39 protein-coding genes are annotated in these 23115 nt (G+C 35.0%); 2 read left to right on the top strand and 37 right to left on the bottom strand.

Features of this window, described 5'->3' with window-relative positions; all coding sequences use genetic code 11:
* Nucleotides 1-218: 218 nt before the first annotated feature.
* Nucleotides 219-419, top strand: coding sequence for a hypothetical protein (locus tag HMPREF2658_RS02105; RefSeq protein ID WP_001622005.1), 201 nt, complete (start codon nucleotides 219-221; stop codon nucleotides 417-419).
* On the opposite strand, the gene HMPREF2658_RS02100 is transcribed toward HMPREF2658_RS02105, so the two are convergent.
* The 37 genes from HMPREF2658_RS02100 to rpsJ all read right to left on the bottom strand — a co-directional run bounded on the left by HMPREF2658_RS02100 (nucleotide 401) and on the right by rpsJ (nucleotide 22272).
* Complete coding sequence (locus HMPREF2658_RS02100; RefSeq protein WP_000655242.1) at nucleotides 401-583, bottom strand: hypothetical protein; 183 nt, start codon at nucleotides 581-583, stop codon at nucleotides 401-403. The genes HMPREF2658_RS02105 and HMPREF2658_RS02100 overlap by 19 nt on opposite strands.
* A 1091-nt stretch (nucleotides 584-1674) precedes the next feature.
* Nucleotides 1675-3111: an ATP-binding protein gene (locus HMPREF2658_RS02095; RefSeq protein ID WP_000204279.1), complete on the bottom strand. Its 1437-nt coding sequence runs from the start codon at nucleotides 3109-3111 to the stop codon at nucleotides 1675-1677.
* 348 nt (nucleotides 3112-3459) lie between these two features.
* Entirely contained in the window at nucleotides 3460-3852 is a 393-nt protein-coding gene (rpsI, locus tag HMPREF2658_RS02090) for a 30S ribosomal protein S9 (protein ID WP_001790547.1), read from the bottom strand.
* Nucleotides 3853-3871: 19 nt separating this feature from the next.
* Complete coding sequence (rplM, locus tag HMPREF2658_RS02085; RefSeq protein WP_001250038.1) at nucleotides 3872-4309, bottom strand: 50S ribosomal protein L13; 438 nt, start codon at nucleotides 4307-4309, stop codon at nucleotides 3872-3874.
* A gap of 239 nt (nucleotides 4310-4548) precedes the next feature.
* Nucleotides 4549-5352, bottom strand: coding sequence for a tRNA pseudouridine(38-40) synthase TruA (gene truA / locus HMPREF2658_RS02080; RefSeq protein ID WP_001221849.1), 804 nt, complete (start codon nucleotides 5350-5352; stop codon nucleotides 4549-4551).
* A 4-nt stretch (nucleotides 5353-5356) separates the two neighbouring features.
* A complete protein-coding gene (locus tag HMPREF2658_RS02075) occupies nucleotides 5357-6163 on the bottom strand; it encodes an energy-coupling factor transporter transmembrane component T family protein (RefSeq protein ID WP_070854180.1) in 807 nt (268 codons plus the stop codon).
* Nucleotides 6153-7013 (bottom strand): energy-coupling factor transporter ATPase, encoded by an 861-nt coding sequence (locus HMPREF2658_RS02070; protein ID WP_000027572.1) that lies wholly within the window; start codon nucleotides 7011-7013, stop codon nucleotides 6153-6155. Before HMPREF2658_RS02070 ends, HMPREF2658_RS02075 begins: the two co-directional genes overlap by 11 nt.
* Nucleotides 7010-7819 carry an energy-coupling factor transporter ATPase gene (locus tag HMPREF2658_RS02065; RefSeq protein ID WP_000389669.1) on the bottom strand — a complete coding sequence of 270 codons (810 nt, stop codon included), beginning with the start codon at nucleotides 7817-7819 and terminating at the stop codon, nucleotides 7010-7012. The genes HMPREF2658_RS02070 and HMPREF2658_RS02065 overlap by 4 nt, the downstream gene beginning before the upstream one ends.
* Before the next feature lie 537 nt (nucleotides 7820-8356).
* Entirely contained in the window at nucleotides 8357-8725 is a 369-nt protein-coding gene (gene rplQ, locus HMPREF2658_RS02060) for a 50S ribosomal protein L17 (RefSeq protein WP_000542274.1), read from the bottom strand.
* 16 nt (nucleotides 8726-8741) lie between these two features.
* The gene (locus HMPREF2658_RS02055; protein WP_000569649.1) at nucleotides 8742-9686 is read right to left on the bottom strand and encodes a DNA-directed RNA polymerase subunit alpha; all 945 of its coding nucleotides are present in this window, start codon (nucleotides 9684-9686) and stop codon (nucleotides 8742-8744) included.
* Between the two features lie 74 nt (nucleotides 9687-9760).
* Nucleotides 9761-10150: a 30S ribosomal protein S11 gene (gene rpsK / locus HMPREF2658_RS02050; protein WP_000101625.1), complete on the bottom strand. Its 390-nt coding sequence runs from the start codon at nucleotides 10148-10150 to the stop codon at nucleotides 9761-9763.
* A gap of 23 nt (nucleotides 10151-10173) precedes the next feature.
* Nucleotides 10174-10539, bottom strand: coding sequence for a 30S ribosomal protein S13 (gene rpsM / locus HMPREF2658_RS02045; RefSeq protein ID WP_000090796.1), 366 nt, complete (start codon nucleotides 10537-10539; stop codon nucleotides 10174-10176).
* Between the two features lie 22 nt (nucleotides 10540-10561).
* Nucleotides 10562-10675, bottom strand: a complete 114-nt coding sequence (rpmJ, locus tag HMPREF2658_RS02040) for a 50S ribosomal protein L36 (RefSeq protein ID WP_000868342.1) — start codon at nucleotides 10673-10675, stop codon at nucleotides 10562-10564.
* A gap of 31 nt (nucleotides 10676-10706) precedes the next feature.
* The gene (infA, locus tag HMPREF2658_RS02035; RefSeq protein WP_001118443.1) at nucleotides 10707-10925 is read right to left on the bottom strand and encodes a translation initiation factor IF-1; all 219 of its coding nucleotides are present in this window, start codon (nucleotides 10923-10925) and stop codon (nucleotides 10707-10709) included.
* Between the two features lie 192 nt (nucleotides 10926-11117).
* Nucleotides 11118-11765, bottom strand: coding sequence for an adenylate kinase (locus tag HMPREF2658_RS02030; RefSeq protein WP_001021468.1), 648 nt, complete (start codon nucleotides 11763-11765; stop codon nucleotides 11118-11120).
* Nucleotides 11766-11781: 16 nt separating this feature from the next.
* Nucleotides 11782-13074 carry a preprotein translocase subunit SecY gene (gene secY / locus HMPREF2658_RS02025; RefSeq protein WP_000616780.1) on the bottom strand — a complete coding sequence of 431 codons (1293 nt, stop codon included), beginning with the start codon at nucleotides 13072-13074 and terminating at the stop codon, nucleotides 11782-11784.
* Nucleotides 13074-13514, bottom strand: a complete 441-nt coding sequence (gene rplO / locus HMPREF2658_RS02020; RefSeq protein ID WP_000766074.1) for a 50S ribosomal protein L15 — start codon at nucleotides 13512-13514, stop codon at nucleotides 13074-13076. The genes secY and rplO overlap by 1 nt, the downstream gene beginning before the upstream one ends.
* A 16-nt stretch (nucleotides 13515-13530) precedes the next feature.
* Entirely contained in the window at nucleotides 13531-13710 is a 180-nt protein-coding gene (gene rpmD / locus HMPREF2658_RS02015; protein WP_001096577.1) for a 50S ribosomal protein L30, read from the bottom strand.
* Between the two features lie 16 nt (nucleotides 13711-13726).
* On the bottom strand, nucleotides 13727-14227 hold the full coding sequence (rpsE, locus tag HMPREF2658_RS02010) for a 30S ribosomal protein S5 (RefSeq protein WP_000113851.1): 501 nt from the start codon (nucleotides 14225-14227) through the stop codon (nucleotides 13727-13729).
* A gap of 20 nt (nucleotides 14228-14247) precedes the next feature.
* Nucleotides 14248-14607: a 50S ribosomal protein L18 gene (gene rplR / locus HMPREF2658_RS02005; RefSeq protein ID WP_000623881.1), complete on the bottom strand. Its 360-nt coding sequence runs from the start codon at nucleotides 14605-14607 to the stop codon at nucleotides 14248-14250.
* A 30-nt stretch (nucleotides 14608-14637) separates the two neighbouring features.
* Nucleotides 14638-15174: a 50S ribosomal protein L6 gene (gene rplF, locus HMPREF2658_RS02000; protein WP_000091975.1), complete on the bottom strand. Its 537-nt coding sequence runs from the start codon at nucleotides 15172-15174 to the stop codon at nucleotides 14638-14640.
* A gap of 24 nt (nucleotides 15175-15198) precedes the next feature.
* Complete coding sequence (gene rpsH / locus HMPREF2658_RS01995) at nucleotides 15199-15597, bottom strand: 30S ribosomal protein S8 (protein WP_000178881.1); 399 nt, start codon at nucleotides 15595-15597, stop codon at nucleotides 15199-15201.
* Between the two features lie 31 nt (nucleotides 15598-15628).
* Nucleotides 15629-15814, bottom strand: coding sequence for a type Z 30S ribosomal protein S14 (locus HMPREF2658_RS01990; RefSeq protein ID WP_001140799.1), 186 nt, complete (start codon nucleotides 15812-15814; stop codon nucleotides 15629-15631).
* A gap of 22 nt (nucleotides 15815-15836) precedes the next feature.
* Nucleotides 15837-16376, bottom strand: coding sequence for a 50S ribosomal protein L5 (gene rplE / locus HMPREF2658_RS01985; protein WP_001080824.1), 540 nt, complete (start codon nucleotides 16374-16376; stop codon nucleotides 15837-15839).
* Nucleotides 16377-16402: 26 nt separating this feature from the next.
* Nucleotides 16403-16720 (bottom strand): 50S ribosomal protein L24, encoded by a 318-nt coding sequence (gene rplX / locus HMPREF2658_RS01980; RefSeq protein ID WP_000547687.1) that lies wholly within the window; start codon nucleotides 16718-16720, stop codon nucleotides 16403-16405.
* 35 nt (nucleotides 16721-16755) lie between these two features.
* On the bottom strand, nucleotides 16756-17124 hold the full coding sequence (gene rplN, locus HMPREF2658_RS01975) for a 50S ribosomal protein L14 (RefSeq protein ID WP_000615921.1): 369 nt from the start codon (nucleotides 17122-17124) through the stop codon (nucleotides 16756-16758).
* A gap of 31 nt (nucleotides 17125-17155) precedes the next feature.
* Nucleotides 17156-17419: a 30S ribosomal protein S17 gene (rpsQ, locus tag HMPREF2658_RS01970; protein WP_000004086.1), complete on the bottom strand. Its 264-nt coding sequence runs from the start codon at nucleotides 17417-17419 to the stop codon at nucleotides 17156-17158.
* A 23-nt stretch (nucleotides 17420-17442) separates the two neighbouring features.
* Nucleotides 17443-17652, bottom strand: coding sequence for a 50S ribosomal protein L29 (gene rpmC, locus HMPREF2658_RS01965; protein WP_000644737.1), 210 nt, complete (start codon nucleotides 17650-17652; stop codon nucleotides 17443-17445).
* Nucleotides 17642-18076, bottom strand: a complete 435-nt coding sequence (rplP, locus tag HMPREF2658_RS01960; protein ID WP_000926310.1) for a 50S ribosomal protein L16 — start codon at nucleotides 18074-18076, stop codon at nucleotides 17642-17644. The genes rpmC and rplP overlap by 11 nt, the downstream gene beginning before the upstream one ends.
* Nucleotides 18077-18078: 2 nt before the next feature.
* Nucleotides 18079-18732 carry a 30S ribosomal protein S3 gene (gene rpsC, locus HMPREF2658_RS01955; protein WP_000529877.1) on the bottom strand — a complete coding sequence of 218 codons (654 nt, stop codon included), beginning with the start codon at nucleotides 18730-18732 and terminating at the stop codon, nucleotides 18079-18081.
* Between the two features lie 23 nt (nucleotides 18733-18755).
* Complete coding sequence (rplV, locus tag HMPREF2658_RS01950; protein ID WP_000387527.1) at nucleotides 18756-19109, bottom strand: 50S ribosomal protein L22; 354 nt, start codon at nucleotides 19107-19109, stop codon at nucleotides 18756-18758.
* A gap of 28 nt (nucleotides 19110-19137) precedes the next feature.
* Nucleotides 19138-19416 carry a 30S ribosomal protein S19 gene (gene rpsS, locus HMPREF2658_RS01945; protein WP_000124353.1) on the bottom strand — a complete coding sequence of 93 codons (279 nt, stop codon included), beginning with the start codon at nucleotides 19414-19416 and terminating at the stop codon, nucleotides 19138-19140.
* 66 nt (nucleotides 19417-19482) lie between these two features.
* Nucleotides 19483-20316 carry a 50S ribosomal protein L2 gene (gene rplB, locus HMPREF2658_RS01940; protein WP_000985472.1) on the bottom strand — a complete coding sequence of 278 codons (834 nt, stop codon included), beginning with the start codon at nucleotides 20314-20316 and terminating at the stop codon, nucleotides 19483-19485.
* A gap of 32 nt (nucleotides 20317-20348) precedes the next feature.
* A complete protein-coding gene (gene rplW, locus HMPREF2658_RS01935; RefSeq protein WP_000388082.1) occupies nucleotides 20349-20624 on the bottom strand; it encodes a 50S ribosomal protein L23 in 276 nt (91 codons plus the stop codon).
* Nucleotides 20624-21247, bottom strand: a complete 624-nt coding sequence (gene rplD, locus HMPREF2658_RS01930; protein WP_000024827.1) for a 50S ribosomal protein L4 — start codon at nucleotides 21245-21247, stop codon at nucleotides 20624-20626. The genes rplW and rplD overlap by 1 nt, the downstream gene beginning before the upstream one ends.
* 26 nt (nucleotides 21248-21273) lie before the next feature.
* On the bottom strand, nucleotides 21274-21936 hold the full coding sequence (gene rplC / locus HMPREF2658_RS01925; RefSeq protein ID WP_000160212.1) for a 50S ribosomal protein L3: 663 nt from the start codon (nucleotides 21934-21936) through the stop codon (nucleotides 21274-21276).
* Between the two features lie 27 nt (nucleotides 21937-21963).
* Nucleotides 21964-22272 carry a 30S ribosomal protein S10 gene (rpsJ, locus tag HMPREF2658_RS01920; protein ID WP_001118667.1) on the bottom strand — a complete coding sequence of 103 codons (309 nt, stop codon included), beginning with the start codon at nucleotides 22270-22272 and terminating at the stop codon, nucleotides 21964-21966.
* Between the two features lie 356 nt (nucleotides 22273-22628).
* Here rpsJ and HMPREF2658_RS01915 point away from each other — a divergent pair, with 356 nt between their 5' ends.
* Complete coding sequence (locus HMPREF2658_RS01915) at nucleotides 22629-23018, top strand: hypothetical protein (protein ID WP_000788443.1); 390 nt, start codon at nucleotides 22629-22631, stop codon at nucleotides 23016-23018.
* Nucleotides 23019-23115: the final 97 nt, after the last annotated feature.

Below are 23115 nucleotides of genomic sequence, written 5' to 3'. Positions count from 1 at the left end.
CTAATGATTGTTACGCAAAATTAATGATATTTATCAAAAATTTCATTATACGATTAGATTTGTAATACATAAAAATTGCCTTCAGTACATTATATAACCTTTGTTAGATGAATAAAAATCGTTATTTGTAATACTAAGTATTCCAAAAATGCATGAGTAGATTTTGTGCAGTGTGATTATGAGGGATGTTGGATTGATTGGTGTGAAGGATTGTTACAATGTCTTTGAGTTTGGTATTTAGTCGATGGCGGTTTGAAATTGTCGTTTTATGGTGGAATGAATTTGTCGTTTTATGGAGATATAAAAATGCTGTTTTATGGCAGTTTCAAAATGGTGTTTCGATTAAAAAGTCACAGCAAGACTTAGAACTAACTGTGACTTATACATTTCATACTTATATTTATCGATTGGTTTTATAGTTATAAATGATAGAAGCAGTTCCTAAACAAATTAAGAAGATAATCATTAAATATATAGAAAAGTTATCTGTTTTAATATAAAACCTAAAAAGTAGAAACACCAGCATCGCAACAATAAAATAAACAGGAATAAAAGCTTTCTTCCAAAATATAGAATCTTTCAATTAAGTCACTCCTTATTTTGATAATACTCTTAAATCATGGATCTTGAGTTATCTTCCGGTTTTCATCCGATAGCCCTTTCCCTTGAACCACTATGATTAGAACATTATTATCCGCCCCTCCCGCAAGCTAAATGACAATTTAATAATGTACACTTTTGATTATGTAAGCATGTACAAATTATACGTGTAAATCAATAATTCATATTTGAATTTATTCTATTCCTGAGACATTAAATAAAGGAAAGTTCATTTATACTCTACACATTTCATATTCCCTACACAAACGCAAAAAAACACCTCGACATAACATCGAGGTGTTTTGTATATATCGTCCGACAATTAACGTTTTGAGAATTGAGGTGAACGACGAACTGCTTTAAAATTTGGTTTTTTACGTTCAAAAAACTTTAGGGTTTCGTACAATTGTATAGACTGTCGTAAGCCTTGATACTAAAGGATTTCTAATTTTTCCGATTGCATAGTATTGCACCAAATATCACTCAGGGGTAACTAAAGGGTAACTAAAGGGTAACTAAATAAACTGCTGTCCGGTTGTATATACTCTTGTATCGTCCGGTTATCGTCCGGTCGTAAATATATTGATTTATCAATGTTTTTATGTATATCAATAGGTTATCGTCCGGTTATCACATGATGTATTTATTAGCCTCTAAATAAATAATATCTAGTACCTGGACCTCTACCTTCGGATCCGATAATTTCTAATTTCTTTAGTTCAGCAATTAACTAAGATGTATAAATTTTTTCGAAGTCATATTGTTTCTTGAATTTCAAGTCTACTTGCTAACTTACCATCTGATAAAAATTCTACAATCTCTGTCAACTTCTGATTAGTAGGTATTTTATTTAACTTGTAATTCTTATTAAATAATACTACTCGAAAATCCGCCTCTTTACTCGAAAGCTCACAAAACCCTTGATATCACTGGTTTCTCATGATTTTTTAATATTTTTCTTTTGAGTTACTCGAAAATTTTTCTCTTTACTCGAAAGCTCACAAAACCCTTGATATCATTGGTTTCCCATGATTTTTAATATTTTTCTTTTAAGTTACTCGAAAATTTTTCTCTTTACTCGAATCCGAGTAAATAATATGTTCTCTTTGGATCATTCTTACTTGATCCATGTGTCGATATAATATTCATTTCCTCTAATTCTTTCAATCTTTTTCTAGCAGTAGGAACAGACCTTTGAATAATATTAGCAATTTTAGATGCTGTTAGTTCGCCTTGATTATATAAATGTCTCACAATTAATTCTTGTTGCTCATTTAAACTTTCAAATAATTCAGGTGTTATTATATTACTCACTCTCCCTGTTTCTCTTTTTTTCCTTGCTATTATGTTATTCTTCAAAGCTAGTTGTACTGAACTATTATTAGGCTCTGAGTATACAGGATCATCTAAAAAATATTCCTTCATTTCGTCAAATATACGTCCCACGCCCTCATTTGATTCTCTCACCCATTTATATTGAGTTAATGCTGCAGCTAATTTTGGATTCCTTGAATATCTTTCTTCTTTAATATTCTCTAACGTAACAGAAGCAGGCAGTGCACCCGGGCTACTAATTTCTAATCTGTCGTCGAACATTTTTATTCTTATATGATCGCCTTGATTATCATATCTGCGATGTACAATAGAATTTATCATTCCCTCAAACCAAGCAAATTCTGGATATTCTGGCAAAGTTACAAATCTTCCCTCTTTACCTAAAAAAGTATATTCACGTAATTGTGTATTGATAAAGGCTCTCGCTTCTCTTATTGCTACTGGCAAAGCTTTATCAAAAGTAATATCTTTTACAATGTTAAGTCTTGTCCCAGATTCTTCTTTTGTACCTTCATACCTCATAAATCGAATTCTAGCGCCTGGTAAATAAACATTGATGTTATTACTAAACAATAACAAACCTGCAACTGTCAATTTACCTTCACGCATAAATCCTCTAGCTTTTAATAATTTTTCATTATCTACGTTTGTATTAAGTAATTGCTTAAATTCATCAACTAGTTCTTCATTCACATCTTCAATACTAGAATACTCTACTAATTCTTCTTCGAATCTTCGTGAACCACGGTCGTATTCTAGATTTGTAATTTGATTGTGTGTCAGTTTTCTACTTTTATCGTTAATCCTTAAATATACTGAATCATCTTTTAAGGTGATTATGGCATCATAACTGGGTTCAATGTCGAAAACAAGAATTTCATCCATAGTTCCATCGCGTTTCTTCACTTCTATTATTTCATATGTATATTTAGGTATTCTATATAAATGTTCGAAAGGTGCTTCAATATAAACCTCTTTCTTTTTTGCTTTTGAATGATTAAATCCCGAAATTTCTCCATTATCTTCAATACCAATTACCAGTTTGCCACCTTCAGCATTTGCAAACGCACTAATGTGTTGAGCAACATCTTTAGGATTTATAGATGCCCTCTTTCGATCTAGAAGCTGTCCTTCAACCTCAGTTTGCAAATATTCAATATACTTACTACTAGTCATATATAAACCTCGCAATCTCGCATCTTATTGACTTTATTATAACATTCAATACGATATCTATCGAATATCATTACAACCTCTATCTGCTTGTCGTACGAATCCCAAAGAAAAACAAGGTCATTTCATATGGTTTCATAAAGTTTCATATCATTGAATTTTAAGCAGAATTGAAACAAATTAGTTACTCTAGGGGTAACTAAATGGTATCTAAATAACTCTATAAAAATACAAAAAACACTCTTTGGAATAATCCAAAGAGTGTTGTAAACGTTTCTTCAGTTGAACACAAATTGCTGCCGCAATTTGCGAACTCCATCTGTAAACGAACAAGTTCGCAACAGCTGCAGCTTAACGTTTTGAGAATTGAGGTGAACGACGAGCTGCTTTAAGACCTGGTTTTTTACGTTCTTTCATACGTGGGTCACGAGTAAGTAATCCAGCGCGTTTTAAAGAACCTCTGTATTCAGGATCTGCTTCTAATAATGCACGAGCGATTCCGTGACGGATAGCTTGAGCTTGTCCAGTGAAACCACCACCATGTACGTTAACTAAAACATCATAGTTACCTTTAGTTTCAGTTACATCAAATGGTTGGTTTAAGTCTAAAATTAATGATTCGAATGGTAAGTATTCGCGTACGTCACGGTTATTAACTGTGATGTTACCTTCACCTGGTACTAAACGTACACGTGCTACTGAGTTTTTACGACGGCCTGTGCCTCTATATTCAACTTGTGCCAAAGTCATTTCCTCCTTCTAATTAACCACGTAATTCGTAGTTTTCTGGTTGTTGTGCAGCGTGTGGATGTTCAGCGCCACCATATACAAATAATTTTTTACCTTGTTTTTCGCCTAAACGAGTGCTTGGTAACATACCTTTAATTGAGTTTTCAATTAAACGTTCTGGGTTAGTTCTTCTTAATTCACCAGCAGTGATTGATTTGATACCACCTGGGTGATTTGAGTGACGGTAGTAAACTTTGTCAGTTTCTTTGTTACCAGTAAATTCGATTTTTGATGCATTAATAACGATTACATAATCACCAGTATCAACGTGTGGTGTGTAAGTTACTTTATTTTTACCGCGTAAGATAGATGCTACTTCTGATGATAAACGACCTAATGTTTGGCCTTCAGCATCGATAACATACCATTTGCGCTCAATGTTTGATTCATTTGCCATAAATGTTTGACGCATAATAATTGTCCTCCTAAAAAATAAATGCTTCTATTCAAGCTATAAACAGTTTCATAACCTAATAGATGATTTCATTTGTTTCATTTTTAAAACGTTTAATTTCATTTATTTTGTTAACTGTTGTTCGTTTCTGCTTATATATCTTGTAACACAATAAGTTTCCGGGGCTTATCGTGGGGTGGATATAAAACAATACCGTTAATAATCTTATAATTTCACAAGCTTTTTGTCAATGGCAATCAGTCATTTTGTAATGATTTTTTACGATGTATTTTTATATCGTTGCCAAAGTCTTTTAATAACTCATTTTCATCTAAATAAATCTTCTCTAAATATAGTCCTTCAGCCGGTGCAGTAAAAGGTACATTCTTACGATTCTTTGATTCAAGAAGCTTCGGCACATCAGAAATTTCATGTCGTCCTTTTCCAACTTCTATTAAAAATGCAACTAAGACTCGCACCATGTTATATAAAAATCCAGATCCAGTGACAATATAATCAAAGCCATCATCTGTTTTTACAATTTCACTTTGGTATAATGTTCTAACTTTGCTTTCTACTTCAGTTTTTTGCGAACAAAATCCCGTAAAATCATGTGTACCTATGAATTGTTGCGCCGCTTTGTTCATTTTGTCTAAATCCAACGTTTCAGGAATAAATGTTTTCAAACCACTTTGAAATGGATCGCGGTGTTGTGCTTGATATACTTTATATCGATAGCGTTTACCGACACAATCGTAACGACAATGAAAATCGTCATCGACTGTAACTACATTGTTGACATAAATATCATCAGGTAACGTTCGGTTCATTGCATATTGCCATTGTGACATAGGTATATTCAGCTCTGTGTCGAAATGAAAGTATTGCTGTATCGCATGTACACCTCTATCAGTCCTACTTGAAGGATGGATTCTCACATGTCTTTTATGCATGCGTTGTAATAGCTTTTCAAATTGTTGCTGTACCGTACGTCCATTTTGTTGAATTTGAAAACCTAGAAAATTATTTCCTTGATACGCAATTTCTACTAATATACGCATGAATTTACACTCCTGAATATTTTAATACGAATAAAATAATTGCAATTGGGATTATCATGATTAAAGATAACGTATCTCTCAATTGCCATTTAAGCTGTCTGTAGCTCGTTCTTTGAACATTGGCATCATAACCCCTAACTTCCATTGCGACCGCTAATTCTTCGGCGCGTTGGAAAGCTGAGATGAATAGTGGCACTAGTAATGGAATAAATGATTTAATACGTGTTGCAATGTTCCCTGAACTGATTTCAGAACCACGCGACTTTTGCGCCAAAATGATTTTATCTAACTCATCCATTAACGTCGGGATGAATCGTAACGCAATAGACATTATCATACTTAATTGATGAACTGGTAATTTAAACATCTTTAGTGGTGCAAGTAATCTTTCAAACGCATCTGTTAAATCAATTGGACTTGTCGACAGCGTCATAATCGTTGCAATCATCACAATACCAATTAATCGTAATGATATATATAGCCCTTCTAAAATACCATTAGTTTCAATCGTGATGCCATGCCATTCAACTAATACATATCCACCTTTAGTTAAAAATATATGCATCATTAATGTGAAGATTAAAAAGAAAAATATTGGCGTTAAACCTTTAATTAAGAACCATAATTGAATTTTTGCTAATCTCATAAAGAATAATATAAGTGCAAACACCCAAAGATATGTTAATGGTGAATGACAGACAAATATTAATATAATAAAAAGAAAAACAAACATTAACTTTGCTCTTGGATCAAAATGATGAACATAGGAGTCATTTGGCAAATATCGCCCTATAATCAATTTATTTTTCATGTTGCCACTCCTTATACAAGCTAACAAATGCTTCTTCAGTTAAGGCAATATCTTTTAACTTTGTTTGATGTTTTTGTTCAAAGTCATATTGTAACTGAACGATGTCTGGCAACCCAATATGCCACCCCGCCAACTTTTCTTTTTCTTTAAAGAGCTCTTTTGGTGATGTTTGCGACACTATACTACCTTCTTTCATAACGATGACTTCATCGGCATAACGCGCGACTTCATTCATATCATGTGAAATTAGGATAATTGTCTTATTTTCATCTGTTTGTAAAGATTTTAATAAGCGCATAACTTGTCGTTTGCTTTGTGGGTCAAGTCCAGCTGTAGGTTCATCGACAACGATAATATCCGGATTCATTGCCAACACTGATACAATTGCGATTTTACGCATCTGTCCACCTGACATTTGAAATGGCGATTGTGACATCACATCTCTTGAAAAACCAAGATCCATCAATAAACGATGTGCATAATTTTTAGCTTCATCTAAATCCATTTTAAAGTTCTTAGGCCCAAATATCATTTCACGTTCTACTGTATCTTCAAACAATTGAGATTCGGGAAATTGAAAGACCATGCCTATTCTTTTTCTTACAGGTCTAATATATTTATCTTTAGTCTTATGTGTTACCGTAACATCATCAATTGTAACTGTCCCACTAGTTGGTTTAATCAATGCATTAATATTTTGAATCAACGTTGATTTACCACTACCTGTTTGTCCAACGATTGCATAGTACTTGCCTTGTTCAAACTCTGTATTAATATCATGAATAGCTTGATGTTCATAAGGTGTTCCTTGTTGATACGTGTAACTCACATCATTGAATCGAATACTCATAGTTGATTCACCAACCCTTCATAAGTTAAGAATGATGTTTGGTGTCCCAGCATTTGATTTATTTTGATTGGGAATGGCAAATCTAGACCTATTGTTGTTAACTCTTCTGCATGGTCAAAAATTTCAATCGCTGTGCCTTCTTTATAGACAGTCCCTTTATTCATAACGATAACATGATCTGCTTCCATCGCCTCAGATAAATCATGCGTAATAGAAATGATTGTAATATTATGTTCTGATTTAACTATTCTCACTAAATCCAATAAATTTTGACGTGCATCAGGATCTAACATAGAAGTCGCCTCATCTAATATAATGACAGAGGGGTTAAGTGCTAATACACTTGCTATAGCCACACGCTGCTTCTGTCCCCCCGATAATGCATTAGGTTCATAATCTGCACGTTCTAGCATATCAACTTGTTTAAGTGCTTCGCTGACTCTTCTGTGCATTTCGTCGTGTGGAACCGCATGATTTTCGAGTCCAAATGCCACATCGTATTTTACAATTGAACCAACAAATTGATTATCCGGATTCTGAAATACAATTCCTATGTCTTTTCTTAACTTTTCAAAATTATCATCTGTTATAGTTTGATTATTATAAAAAATTTCTCCAGATTTAACGTTCTCTATGCCAATCATTAACTTGGCAATTGTAGATTTCCCAGAACCGTTATGACCAACAATAGATGTCCACTGACCTTTAGGTATATTAAAAGAAACATCTTTCAATGTGAAGGATGCATCACTTTGATATTGAAATGAAACATTTTTAAATACAATAACTGAATTCTTATCCTCCACTTGTCTCTCTCCTTTACGATTCGTGTATCTATCATATTTTACAATATTTATAAATCGCTGTATATGACATTGACTGGGTTTGCTATATATTACTAGTATTTTCCGACTCATTTCTAGTCTTTAAAGTGTTGTTTAACAACTAATGATAAGGACATTTATTCCTCTCTAACAATTATGTATAAACGTTAATAAAATAAATGATTTACTAATATAGGGTAGGCCGCGTTTGATTCAACAATAATACTTTCACTTCATTCAGTTCTAGTGAAATTGATCAAACTAGTTTGATCATATTTTTAGATTCGGACTCAAAAAAGTAGATATAAAGAAATCGGACTTGTAAACATTTCTGTTCATAAGTCCGATAGCTTATACAATAAAAAAGCGCGCACCCCATCATAAGTTTGTTGAGTTCACGCTTTAAATCTTTATTTAGTTGATGGGGTACTCTGAGCTAGACAATATTTGTATGTGGCAAACATTATCGTTGCACTCATTTGCTTTATATAAAAGTAGTTAGTGTATTTATATAAATTGTTATACTAATTCGATAATTACTGATTCAGCACCGTCACCGCGACGAGGGCCTTGTTTAAGGATACGAGTGTAACCACCTTGACGTTCTGTATAACGTTCTGCGATTTCACCAAATAATTTTTGAAGTGCAGTTTGTGTAGTTTCATCTTCGTTTAAGATTTCAACATTACGTAAAGTTTTAGCTGCATTACGACGAGAAGCTAAATCTCCTTTTTTACCTAAAGTGATTAATTTCTCAACAACACTGCGAACTTCTTTTGCACGAGCTTCTGTAGTTTCAATACGCTCACTAATAATAAGTGATGTAGCTAAGTCACGTAACATAGCTTTACGTTGATCAGAAGTACGACCTAATTTTCTGTAACCCATGAGTTAACCTCCTTTATCAATCTTCTTTTCTTAATCCTAATCCTAAATCTTCTAATTTGTATTTAACTTCTTCTAAAGATTTACGACCTAAATTACGCACTTTCATCATGTCAGCTTCAGATTTGTCAGCTAACTCTTGAACAGAATTGATTCCTGCGCGTTTTAAGCAGTTATATGAACGTACAGATAAGTCTAATTCTTCAATAGACATTTCTAATACTTTTTCTTTTTGATCTTCTTCTTTTTCAATCATGATTTCAGCGTTTTGCGCTTCATCAGTAAGACCAACGAAGATATTCAAGTGTTCAGTCATTATTTTTGCTGCTAATGAAACTGATTCTTGTGGTGTGATTGAACCATTAGTCCAAACATCCAATGTTAATTTATCAAAATCACTGCTTTGACCTACACGTGTATTTTCAACAGTATAGTTCACACGTTCAACGGGTGAATACAATGAATCAACAGGGATTACACCAATTGGTAAATCACTAGTATTATTTTGTTCTGCTAATGCGTAACCTCTACCCTTGTTAGCAACTAGACGAATTTTTAAGTGACCACCTTTAGATACTGTTGCAATTTTAAGCTCTGGGTTTAAAATTTCAACATCACTATCATGTGTAATGTCGCTTGCTGTTACTTCGCCTTCATCACGTACATCAATTTCTAAAGTTTTATCTTCTTCAGAGTAAATTTTCAATGCTAATTGTTTTATGTTCATAATAATTGTAGAAACATCTTCAACTACATTGTCTACTGCTGAGAATTCATGTAAAACTCCCTCAATTTCAATATACTTAACGGCTGCACCTGGTAATGAAGATAGTAGGATACGACGTAAGGAGTTTCCTAGTGTAGTACCGTAGCCACGTTCTAGTGGTTCAACAACGAACTTACCGAATTTAGCATCTTCACTAATTTCAATTGTCTCAATTCTAGGTTTTTCGATTTCTATCATTTAAATATCCTCCTTATATACGTCGACTTAATTTAAAATGTTTGCTCAGTGACCTGTAACAATACCATCATAAATTATACACGACGACGTTTTGGTGGACGACAACCGTTATGAGGTACTGGAGTAACGTCTCTGATCGCAGTTACTTCTAAACCTGCAGATTGTAATGCACGAATAGCTGATTCGCGACCTGGACCAGGTCCTTTAACTGTTACTTCAACTGTTTTTAAACCATGCTCCATAGCTGATTTAGATGCAGTTTCAGAAGCCATTTGTGCTGCAAATGGTGTTGATTTTTTAGATCCTTTGAATCCTAATGCACCAGCTGATGACCATGATAAAGCATTACCGAACTCATCAGTGATAGTTACAATAGTGTTGTTGAATGTTGAACGGATGTGTGCTACACCATTTTCAATATTCTTTTTCACTCTACGTTTACGAGATACTTGTTTACGTGCCATTTAAAATTTGCCTCCTTTACCTATTATTTTTTCTTGTTAGCTACCGTTTTAACTGGTCCTTTACGAGTACGCGCGTTGTTTTTCGTTTTTTGACCACGAACTGGTAAACCACGACGGTGACGGATACCACGGTATGATGAAATTTCCATTAAACGTTTGATATTTAAGTTAGTTTCACGACGTAAGTCACCTTCGACTTTATAACCGTCTACAACTTCACGGATGCGACCTAATTCGTCATCAGTTAAATCTTTCACACGAGTATCAGCTGATACGTTAGCTTCTTCAAGAATTTTTTGAGCAGTTGACGTACCGATACCGTATATATAAGTTAATGAGATAACTACGCGTTTTTCACGTGGAATATCTACTCCTGCAATACGTGCCATATTAATTTACACCTCTCTTTTATTAACCTTGTCTTTGTTTGTGTTTTGGATTTTCACAAATTACCATTACTTTACCTTTACGTTTAATGACTTTACATTTTTCGCAAATAGGTTTTACTGATGGTCTTACTTTCATTTTTATACCTCCCTATATTATGGAGTGACGATTATTTATAACGATAAGTAATTCTTCCGCGTGTTAAATCGTACGGAGACATCTCAACAGTTACTTTGTCGCCAGGTAGAATACGAATGTAATTCATTCTGATTTTACCACTTACGTGAGCTAAAATCTCATGACCATTTTCTAATTCTACTTTAAACATTGCGTTCGGTAAAGTATCTAATACAGTACCTTCTAATTCAATTACATCTTGTTTAGCCATTGATTAACTTCCCCCTTTTTGCAATAGTAAGGTAATCGTCAATAGACAACTTTATTGTTACGAATCTATCAGTGATTAATTTTATAAGTTAAACAAAAATTACGGGAATTAATTATCGTTAATTGCCACTCTCATCTATCTAATATGATTAAATCATGCCTCACTTAAAATAGACCGCTAAAAGTTGATCTATTACAAATGATCTAAAATATCAATGACATCTTTGGTAACGTCGCTAATATCTTTTGAACCATCAATATTTTTCAATACACCTTTTTGATCATAGAAATCTAAAATAGGCTTAGATTGTTTAATATTAACACTCAAACGATTAGCTACCGTTTCAGGATTATCATCTTCTCGTTGATACAATTTACCACCATCGATATCACAAATACCTTCGACCTTCGGAGGATTAAATACAAGATGATACGTTGTACCACATGACTCACAGATTCGACGACCTGTAAGACGGTTCATTAATTCTTCTTCCGGAACTTCGATATTGATGACAGCATCAATGTTTCTGTCAAGCTCAGACATAATATTATTTAATGCCTCAGCTTGCTCGATTGTTCTTGGGAAGCCATCTAATAAAAAGCCTTTTTTTGCATCGTCTTCAGAAATTCTTTCCTTTACGATACCTACAGTCACTTCATCAGGAACTAATTCGCCACGGTCCATATAAGACTTAGCTTCTTTACCTAATTCAGTTTCTTCTTTTATAGCTTTTCTGAACATGTCACCAGTTGAAATGTGGGGTATTGGGAATTTCTTGACAATTTCACTTGCTTGAGTTCCTTTACCTGCGCCAGGTAAACCCATCAAAATGATATTCATAAGTGCCCTCCTAAAATTATCTACCACCAAAGCCTTTATATTCTTTTTGAGATACTTGAGCTTCTAAAGATTTCATTGTTTCAATCGCTACACCAATAACGATAAGTAAACTTGTACCACCAATCTGAATTGATTGTGGTAATCCCATAAACTTAGTTGCTAATATCGGTAGAATTGAAATAACGGCTAAGAAGATAGAACCTACAAAAGTTAAACGATATAAAACTTTAGTAATATATTTTTTGGTTTGTTCACCAGGTCTAATACCTGGAACATAGCTACCTTGTTTCTTAAGGTTATCAGCCATTTTTTCCGGATTAACTTGTACAAATGCATAGAAGTATGTGAATAGTATGATCAGTACAATATATACAACCATACCAACATTACTTGAAGGATTTGCAGCATTCGCAATGTTTTGTGCCCATTCTTTATCTGGATAGAACAATGTTAATGTTCTAGGCAGTAAGAAGAACGCCATTGCAAAGATTACAGGAATAACACCGGCTGAGTTCACTTTTAAAGGTAGATACGTTGCTTGTGAACCTAATCTTTGAGCAGTTTGTTTCTTAGCATATTGAATTGGAATTTTACGAACGGCCTCAAGAACATAAATAGCACCTACAGTTAATAGTATCAGTGACACTAATAGTCCTAATACTTTCAACCATGCTAATGACGTATCTTCTTGCCCAACGAAAGCACTTTGTCCAAATTGAATTAGACTTGCTGGTAACGTTGATAAAATACCTGCGAATATGATAATAGAAATACCATTACCAACACCGAACTGAGTGATTTGATCACCAAGCCATATTAAGAAAGCAGTTCCTGCTGTCAAAACTAGTGCTATTAATAAATAACTCATAATTGACTGATTAATAATCAGTGCACCTTTGAGATAATTATTAAATTGGAATGCCATACCTATAGATTGGATAAATGCTAAAGAAATTGCTAAATAACGAGTAACATTATTTAACTTTCTTCTTCCTACTTCACCTTGTTTCGCCCATTCTGAGAATTTAGGGACAATATCCATTTGTAATAGTTGCATTACGATAGATGCAGTGATGTAGGGTACAATACCCATTGCAAAAATAGAAAATCGTTTCAAGGCTCCGCCACCAAAAGTATTTAATAACTCAGTGGCACCTTGAGAACCTTGGGGATTATCAAAAGCTGCAGGATTTACTCCTGGAGCTGGTATATAAGTCCCTATTTTAAAAATTACTAACATTGCTAGTGTGAAGAAAATCTTGTTACGAACCTCTTTTGTTCTAAAGAAGTTCACAAGGGTTTGAATCATTAGATCACCTCGTGTGCTCCACCTTTAGCATCAATAGCTTCTGCTGCTGAAGCTGAGAATTTATGAGCTTTCACTGTCAATTTCTTATCAAGTGAACCATTACCTAGTATTTTGATACCAGATTTTTCATTCTTAACAACACCAGATTCTACTAATAAAGCTGGAGTTACTTCAGTACCATCTTCAAATTTATTAAGTTGGTCTAAGTTAACAATAGCATATTCTTTACGATTTATGTTAGTAAAACCACGTTTTGGTAAACGACGGAATAATGGTAATTGACCACCTTCGAATCCTGGTCTTACACCACCGCCTGAACGAGCTTTTTGACCTTTGTGTCCGCGACCACTTGTTTTACCGTTACCTGTCGCAACACCACGTCCAACACGATTGCGTTCTTTACGTGAACCTTCTGCCGGTTTTAACTCATGTAATTTCATTTCGGCACCTCCTTGATTATTTTTCTTCTACTGTTACTAAGTGCTTAACTTTGTTGATTTGCCCACGAATAGCAGGGTTATCTTCAACAACTACTGAACTGTTAGTCTTTTTAAGACCTAAAGCTTCAACAGTTTTACGTTGTGTTTCAGGACGACCAATAACACTACGAGTGAGGGTAATTTGTAATTTAGCCATAACTAGTTTTCCCTCCTTAATTGTATAATTCTTCTACTGTTTTGCCACGTAATTTCGCAACATCTTCAGCATTTTTAAGGTTTTGTAAACCATCGATTGTAGCACGAACCATGTTGATTGGTGTGTTTGATCCTAATGATTTACTTAAGATATCAGTGATACCTGCTAATTCAAGCACGGCACGAACAGGACCACCAGCGATAACTCCTGTACCAGGTGCAGCCGGTTTCATAAATACGCTTCCTGAACCGTAACGGCCAGTAATTGTGTGTGGAGTTGTACCTTCAACACGTGGAACAACTACTAAATCTTTTTTAGCTGCTTCAACAGCTTTTTTGATTGCTTCTGGTACCTCTTGAGCTTTACCAGTACCGAAACCTACACGACCATTTTTGTCTCCAACTACAACTAATGCAGTGAAACGGAAACGACGACCACCTTTTACAACTTTTGCTACACGGTTGATTGTAACAACGCGTTCTTCAAATTCTTTCGTCTCTTCTTCTCTACGAGCCATGTATTTGTCCCTCCTTTAAATTAAAATTCTAATCCGCTTTCTCTTGCTGCTTCAGCTAATGCTTTAACACGTCCGTGATATAAATATCCTCCACGGTCAAATACGATTTCTTTAATGCCTTTGTCAGCAGCTTTTTTAGCAATTGCTTCACCGACTTTAGTTGCTAATTCAACTTTAGTTGCTGTAGTAGCAATGTCGCTGTCTTTTGAAGAAGCTTGAGCTAATGTTACGCCTTTATTATCATCAATAATTTGAGCGTAGATATGCTTGTTTGAACGATATACGTTTAAACGTGGCTTTTCAGCTGTACCTGATAAGTTAGTACGAACACGAGCATGTCTTTTTAAACGCACTTTATTTTTATCAATTTTACTGATCATTTCAATACTCCTTTCTTTAGAGTTTATCTATTATTTACCAGTTTTACCTTCTTTACGGCGAACGTATTCACCTTGGTAACGAATACCTTTACCTTTGTAAGGCTCTGGAGGTCTTACTGAACGGATGTTAGATGCTAATGCTCCAACTTGTTCTTTTGAAATACCTTCAACTTTAACGACTGTGTTTTTCTCAACTGAGAAAGTAATGTTTTCTTCAGCTTTAATTTCTACTGGGTGAGAATAACCAACGTTAAGGATTAAGTCTTTACCTTGCATTTGAGCACGGTAACCTACACCAACAAGTTCAAGTACTTTTACGTATCCTTGAGAAACACCTTGTACCATATTGTTTAATAAAGCACGAGTTGTACCATGGTTTGTTCTATCTTCTTTAGAATCAGATGGTCTTACAACTTCAATTGTGTTTTCTTCTTGTTTGAATGTCATTCTTTCATTTAAAGTTCTTGATAATTCACCTTTAGGACCTTTAACAGTTACATGATTTCCATCAAAAGTTACTGTTACGTCACTAGGGATGTCAATAATTTTCTTACCAACACGACTCATGTTATGGCACCTCCTTATTTTTTATTACCAAACGTATGCGATAATTTCTCCGCCAACATTACGTTTTCTTGCTTCTTTGTCAGTGATTACACCTTCAGAAGTTGATACTAATGCAATACCTAAACCATTTAATACTTTAGGCATTTCGCTAGCTTTTGCATAAACACGTAAACCTGGTTTTGAAATACGTTTTAATCCTGTGATAACACGCTCATCGTTTTGACCATATTTTAAGAATAAACGAAGTACACCTTGTTTATCATCTTCTACGTATTCAACATTTTTAATGAAACCTTCACTCTTTAAGATTTCAGCAATTTCTTTTTTAATATTTGATGCAGGTAATTCTAACTTCTCGTGACGCACCATGTTTGCGTTTCTTACACGAGTAAGCATATCTGCGATTGGATCTGTCATTGTCATTGATTGTTGCCTCCTTTCAGACTCTTTTTTATTACCAGCTAGCTTTACGAACGCCAGGGATTTGGCCTTTGTAAGCTAATTCACGGAAACAAATACGGCATAATTTAAATTTACGATATACAGAATGTGGACGGCCACAACGTTCACAACGAGTGTATTCACGAACTGCATATTTTTGTTTTTTTTGTTGCTTAGCAACCATTGAAGTTTTAGCCACTTAATTAGCCTCCTTTAAATAATTATTTACGGAATGGCATACCGAAGTTAGCTAACAATTCACGAGCTTCTTCATCAGTGTTAGCAGTCGTTACGATAACAATATCCATTCCTCTAACTTTACTTACTTTATCATAGTCGATTTCTGGGAAAATTAATTGTTCTTTAACACCTAAAGTGTAGTTACCGCGTCCGTCAAATGCTTTTTTAGAAACACCTTGGAAGTCACGTACACGTGGTAATGATACTGAAATTAATTTGTCTAAGAATTCATACATTCTTTCTCCGCGAAGTGTTACTTTCGCACCAATTGGCATACCTTCACGTAAACGGAATGTCGCGATTGATTTTTTAGCTTTAGTTACTAATGGTTTTTGACCAGTGATCAATTCTAATTCTTCAACAGCATTGTCTAATACTTTAGAATTTTGTACTGCGTCACCTACACCCATGTTCACAACGATTTTATCTATTTTTGGTACTTCCATTACTGAACTATAATTGAATTTTTTCATTAAGTTTTCAGTAACTTCAGTGTTAAACTTTTCTTTTAAACGGTTCAAAGTGGGATCCTCCTTTCAACTTGTTATTAATTATTAGATTTAATTTCTTCGCCAGATTTTTTAGCGATACGAACTTTTTTACCATCAACAAATTTGTAACCTACACGAGTTGGTTCGTTTGTTTTAGGGTCCAATAATTGTACATTAGAAACATGGATTGCTGCCTCTGTTTCTAAGATTCCACCTTCAGGATTTAATTGAGTTGGTTTTTGGTGTTTTTTCATAATGTTAACACCTTCCACAACGACACGGTCTTTTTTAGGTAGAGTAGCGATTACTTTACCTTCTTTACCTTTGTCTTTACCTGCGATAACTTTAACGTTGTCACCTTTTTTGATATGCATGTGGGCACCTCCTTATTTGTATTGGTTGTTATTAATTAAAGTACTTCTGGTGCTAATGATACGATTTTCATGAAGTTACCTTCACGTAATTCACGAGCAACAGGTCCGAAGATACGAGTACCACGTGGGCCTTTGTCATCACGGATGATAACACATGCATTTTCATCAAATTTGATATATGAACCGTCATTACGACGAACACCTGACTTAGTACGTACGATTACAGCTTTGACAACGTCACCTTTTTTAACAACGCCACCTGGTGTTGCATTTTTAACAGTACATACGATAACATCGCCGATGTTTGCTGTTTTACGACCAGATCCACCTAATACTTTGATTGTAAGAACTTCACGAGCACCAGAGTTGTCTGCTACTTTCAAGCGTGTTTCTTGTTGGATCATTAGTTAAACCTCCCTTATCTCTAAACTTGTATTAAATAATTACTGACTCTTCAACAATCTCTACTAAACGAAAACGTTTTGTTGCTGATAAAGGACGAGTTTCTTGAATTTTAACAATGTCTCCTAATTTAGCTGAATTGTTTTCATCATGAGTTTTGTATTTTTTAGAGTATTTTACTCGTTTACCGTATAATTTGTGTGTTTTGTAAGTTTCAACAAGTACTGTAATAGTCTTGTCCATTTTGTCTGAAACAACTTTACCTACATAAACTTTACGATCGTTTCTTTCGCTCACTTTTGTAACCTCCTCTTACTTAATTATTGATTAGCCTTACTTTGTTCAATTTCTCTTTCACGAGCAACAGTTTTTAGACGTGCAATCGTTTTTCTTACTGTACGAATACGTGCAGTTTCTTCTAATTGACCTGTAGCTAACTGAAAGCGTAGGTTAAAAAGCTCTTCTTTTGAAGATTTGATTTGTTCTTCGATTTCTGAAGTGGTTAAGTCTCTAATTTCCTTAGCTTTCATTTGTTTCACCACCCAATTCCTCACGTTTTACAAACTTAGTTTTTACTGGAAGTTTGTGACTTGCTAAACGTAGTGCTTCACGCGCAACTTCTTCAGAAACGCCAGCAACTTCAAATAAAATTCTACCTGGTTTAACGACTGCGATCCAGCCTTCAACCGCACCTTTACCAGCACCCATACGTACTTCTAAAGGTTTTTTAGTATATGGTGTATGTGGGAAGATTTTAATCCAAACTTTCCCGCCACGTTTCATGTAACGTGTCATTGCTATACGAGCAGATTCGATTTGACGAGATGTGATCCAAGACGTTGTTGTAGCTTGTAAACCAAACTCACCAAATGTTACGTAGTTACCGCCTTTAGAACGACCAGTTGTTTTAGGACGATGTTGACGACGATATTTTACACGTTTTGGTAGTAACATTATTATTTTCCTCCTCCACTAGTGTTCTTAGTAGGAAGAACTTCTCCACGATAGATCCATACTTTAACGCCTAATTTACCGTAAGTAGTGTCAGCTTCAGCGTGTGCATAATCGATGTCAGCACGTAACGTATGAAGTGGAACAGTTCCTTCTGAATATTGTTCAGCACGAGCGATGTCAGCTCCGCCTAAACGACCAGATACTTGAGTTTTGATACCTTTAGCACCAAGTTTCATAGCTCTAGTAATTGCTTGTTTTTGTACACGACGGAATGAAGCACGGTTTTCTAATTGACGTGCGATGTTTTCAGCTACTAAACGAGCATCAAGATCAACTTTTTTGATTTCAATTACGTTGATGTGTACTTTTTTATCAGTTAACGCATTTAATTTGTTGCGTAATTTTTCGATTTCTGAACCGCCTTTACCAATTACCATACCAGGTTTACCAGTATGAATTGCAATGTTGATACGGTTTGCAGCACGTTCAATCTCTACGTGAGAAACTGATGCTTCTTTTAATTCATTATCAATAAATTTACGGATTTTTAAATCTTCGTGTAAAAGTGAAGCGAAGTCTTTTTCAGCATACCATTTAGCTTCCCAATCACGGATAATACCAACACGAAGTCCGATTGGATTAATTTTTTGACCCACAGTATTCCCTCCTTAAAAGTTAATTAAGCTTCTTTAGCTTCTTCTTTACCGTCACTTACGACGATTGTAATGTGGCTTGTACGTTTGTTAATCGCACTTGCACGACCTTGCGCACGTGGACGGAAACGTTTTAATGTTGGTCCTTCGTTAGCATATGCTTCTTTAACTACTAATTCATCTGTGTTCATGTCATAGTTATGTTCAGCATTAGCTAAAGCGGACATTAATACTTTTTCAATTACTGGTGATGAAGCTTTGTTTGTTAATTTTAAAATTGCAATAGCTTCAGCAGCATTTTTACCTCTGATTAAGTCAAGAACTAGTCTTACTTTACGAGGTGCGATTCTTATTGTTCTAGCAACCGCTTTTGCTTCCATTAGGATGTCCTCCTCTACTTAATAGATATTATCTTCTTGTTTTCTTGTCGTCTGCAACGTGTCCTTTGAATGTACGAGTAGGAGCAAACTCACCTAATTTATGACCTACCATATCTTCAGTTACATATACAGGTACGTGTTTACGTCCGTCGTATACTGCAAAAGTATGTCCGATGAAATTAGGGAAAATTGTAGAACGACGTGACCATGTTTTGATTACTTGTTTCTTTTCGCTTCCTTCTTGAGCTTCAACTTTTTTCATTAAATGCTCATCGACGAAAGGTCCTTTTTTAATACTACGAGCCATTTGGGCGCCTCCCTTCTTATTATGTGCGTGCAGCTTTAAGCCGCACACCCAAATAAGTTGATTATATTATTTTTTCTTACGTCCACGAACGATAAGTTTGTCTGATGATTTTTTACCACGACGAGTTTTCTTACCAAGCGTAGGTTTACCCCATGGTGACATTGGAGATGGTCTACCGATAGGAGCACGACCTTCACCACCACCGTGTGGGTGATCGTTAGGGTTCATTACAGAACCACGAACTGTTGGACGGATACCTTTCCATCTTGAACGTCCCGCTTTACCAACGTTAACTAATTCGTGTTGTAGGTTACCAACTTGACCGATTGTAGCACGGCAAGTAGATAAGATCATACGAACTTCACCAGATCTTAATCTGATTAATACGTATTTACCTTCTTTACCAAGTACTTGTGCACTTGCACCAGCTGAACGAGCGATTTGTCCACCTTTACCAGGTTTAAGCTCGATGTTGTGTACTACTGTACCAACTGGAATGTTTTGTAATGGTAATGCATTACCAACTTTGATGTCAGCTTCAGCACCACTTTCAACGATTTGACCTACTTCTAATCCTTTAGGAGCAATGATATATCGTTTTTCACCGTCTGCATATACAACTAAAGCGATGTTTGCTGAGCGGTTTGGATCATATTGAATAGAATCAACTTTTGCATTGATACCATCTTTGTTACGTTTGAAATCGATAACACGGTATTGACGTTTGTGTCCACCACCATGGTGTCTTACAGTCAATTTACCTTGGTTGTTACGTCCCGCTTTTTTCGGTAGCGGTTTTAATAATGACTTTTCAGGTGTAGTTTTCGTGATTTCTGCGAAATCTAACGAAGTCATATTACGACGACCATTTGTTATTGGCTTATACTTTTTAATAGCCATTGTCGCTTACCTCCTTAATGGTAATTGGTTTATTAGTTAAATAAGTCGATTGATCCTTCTTTAAGAGTTACAATCGCTTTTCTTCTTTTGTTTGTATAGCCTTGGTAACGGCCCATACGTTTTTTCTTAGGTTTGTAATTCATGATATTAACACTTGCAACTTTTACGTTGAAGATTTCTTCAACTGCCATTTTTACTTGTGTTTTGTTAACACGAGTATCAACGTCGAAAGTGTATTTGTCTTCAGCCATTGCTTCAGAAGATTTCTCAGTGATTACGGGGCGCTTAAGAATATCTCTTGCTTCCATTATCCGAGCACCTCCTCAACTTTTTTAGCAGCAGCTTCAGTAATTACTAAGCTGTCAGCATTAGTGATATCTAAAACATTTAAACCTTGAGCAGTTGTTACTTGAACGCCAGGGATGTTACGTGCTGATAATTCAACATTTACATCTTCGTTTTCAGTAACTACTAAAACTTTTTTAGGTTGTTCTAATGTAGATAATACATTTTTGAATTCTTTAGTTTTTGGAGCTTCGAAGTTGAATGCGTCAACTACTGTTAAGCCATTCTCTTGAGCTTTGAAAGATAATGCTGAGCGTAAAGCTAAACGACGCATTTTCTTAGGCATTTTGTATGCATAACTTCTTGGAGTTGGTCCGAATACGATACCACCGCCACGCCATTGTGGAGCACGGATTGTACCTTGACGAGCACGACCTGTTCCTTTTTGCTTCCATGGTTTACGTCCGCCACCGCTTACTGCTGAACGATTTTTAACAGCATGTGTACCTTGACGTAATGAAGCACGTTGTAAATTAATAGCTTCGAAAAGAACGCTATTATTTGGTTCAATACCGAATACTGCATCGCTTAATTCGATTGAACCTGATTTAGTTCCGTCTAATTTTAAAACATCATAATTAGCCATTATGCATTTCCTCCTTTCACTTCTTATTATTTATTACCTTTTTTAATTGAAGTTCTGATTTCTACTAAACCTTTTTTAGGTCCAGGTACGTTACCTTTTACTAAGATAACTTTGTTTTCTGTGTCAACTTGAACTACTTCTAAGTTTTGTACAGTTACTGTATTTCCACCCATGCGTCCTGGCATTTTTTGGCCTTTGAATACTCTTGAAGCATCTGAAGCCATACCTACAGAACCTGGTGCTCTGTGGAAATGAGAACCGTGTGACATAGGTCCACGAGATTGTCCGTGGCGTTTAATTGCACCTTGGAAACCTTTACCTTTTGATACGCCTGTTACGTCAATAACGTCGCCAGCTACAAAAGTATCTACTGAGACTTCTTGACCTACTTCGTAAGCATCCACGTCTACATTGCGGAATTCACGAATGAAGCGCTTAGGTGCTGCGTCAGCTTTTTTAGCGTGACCTTCAGCTGGTTTATTAGCATATTTATTAGATTTTGCATCTTTTTTGTATGCTTTTTTGTCTTCAAATCCAACTTGGATTGCGTTGTATCCATCAACTTCTACAGTTTTCTTTTGTAATACAACATTTTCTTTAGCTTCTACTACTGTTACAGGGATTAATTCACCGTTTTCTCCGAATACTTGTGTCATCCCAATTTTTCTTCCTAAGATTCCTTTGGTCATCGAAAGTCCACCTCCTAAAATTGTCTATTATAATTTGATTTCGATGTCTACACCAGATGGTAAGTTTAAGCCCATTAAAGCGTCAACTGTTTTTGGTGTTGGGTTTACAATATCGATTAAACGTTTGTGTGTACGTTGTTCGAATTGTTCACGTGAATCTTTATACTTATGCACGGCACGGATGATTGTGTAAACTGATTTCTCAGTTGGTAACGGAATTGGTCCAGAAACATCTGCACCAGAACGTTTCGCTGTTTCTACAATCTTCTCTGCTGATTGATCAATCACGCGGTGATCATAAGCTTTTAATCTGATTCTGATTTTTTGTTTTGCCATAATTTTCCCTCCTTATTCGTCTACATTTAGTGATAGACTTCTCCACGAAAACTATCTTACACAGCGCCATGGCAAAGCGGCCGGGTGTGTCAGTAACCTTTCGCTTCATCGCTTTTCTTAAAGTCCAACGTTAGTTATATTACACGAAAAACATCGATAAATCAAGGCTTTTCACATAATTTTTCTATCTGTCTAACACATACTTTTATATTTTACTTTATATACTTAGTCAGTTCAACTATTTTCGAGATATTTTTTATTTCCTCCTTTATTGTAAATTCGTACCTTGAATCATTTTATTATTATCATTGAAAATTATTCTTTATAATTAGTCATAAGAATGGTGGTGAATGAATATGAAAAATGGACCAAAATTATCTTTAGCACTTATAGGTATCTTTTTAATACTTTGTGAGTTTTTCTATGGCATTCCTTTTTTAGGTGCAACTTTTATTTTAAGCTTTGGATGGCAGCCTTTACTCTTTAATGCATTACTTTATCTAATTCTTACTATTATATTACTAGTGAATAGACAAAATGCGATTAGACCTATAGCGATTATTCCAATATTTGGTATAGTAGGTAGTTTTTTAGCTATTATCCCCTTCTTAGGAATTTTGATTCATTGGATTTTATTTTTCCTAATGATTCTATTTGTCTTAGTTGTATTATCGGCACCAACCTATATACCTAATAAAAATGCTCGTGTCATTTATACACAATACAAAGATGGACATAGAGAATAATTCTTAAAACCTTTTTAATCAGGTATATATAATATAGAAGAAACACGTTCAACAATTTTAAAAGAAGTATATTTGTATTGGATATTTAAAGACATTC

Source organism: Staphylococcus sp. HMSC062H10 (assembly GCF_001836945.1).
GTDB classification, from domain to species: Bacteria; Bacillota; Bacilli; order Staphylococcales; family Staphylococcaceae; genus Staphylococcus; species Staphylococcus aureus.
The sequence above is the reverse complement of the archived record's forward strand: the minus strand, read 5'-3'. Positions and strand labels throughout refer to the sequence as shown.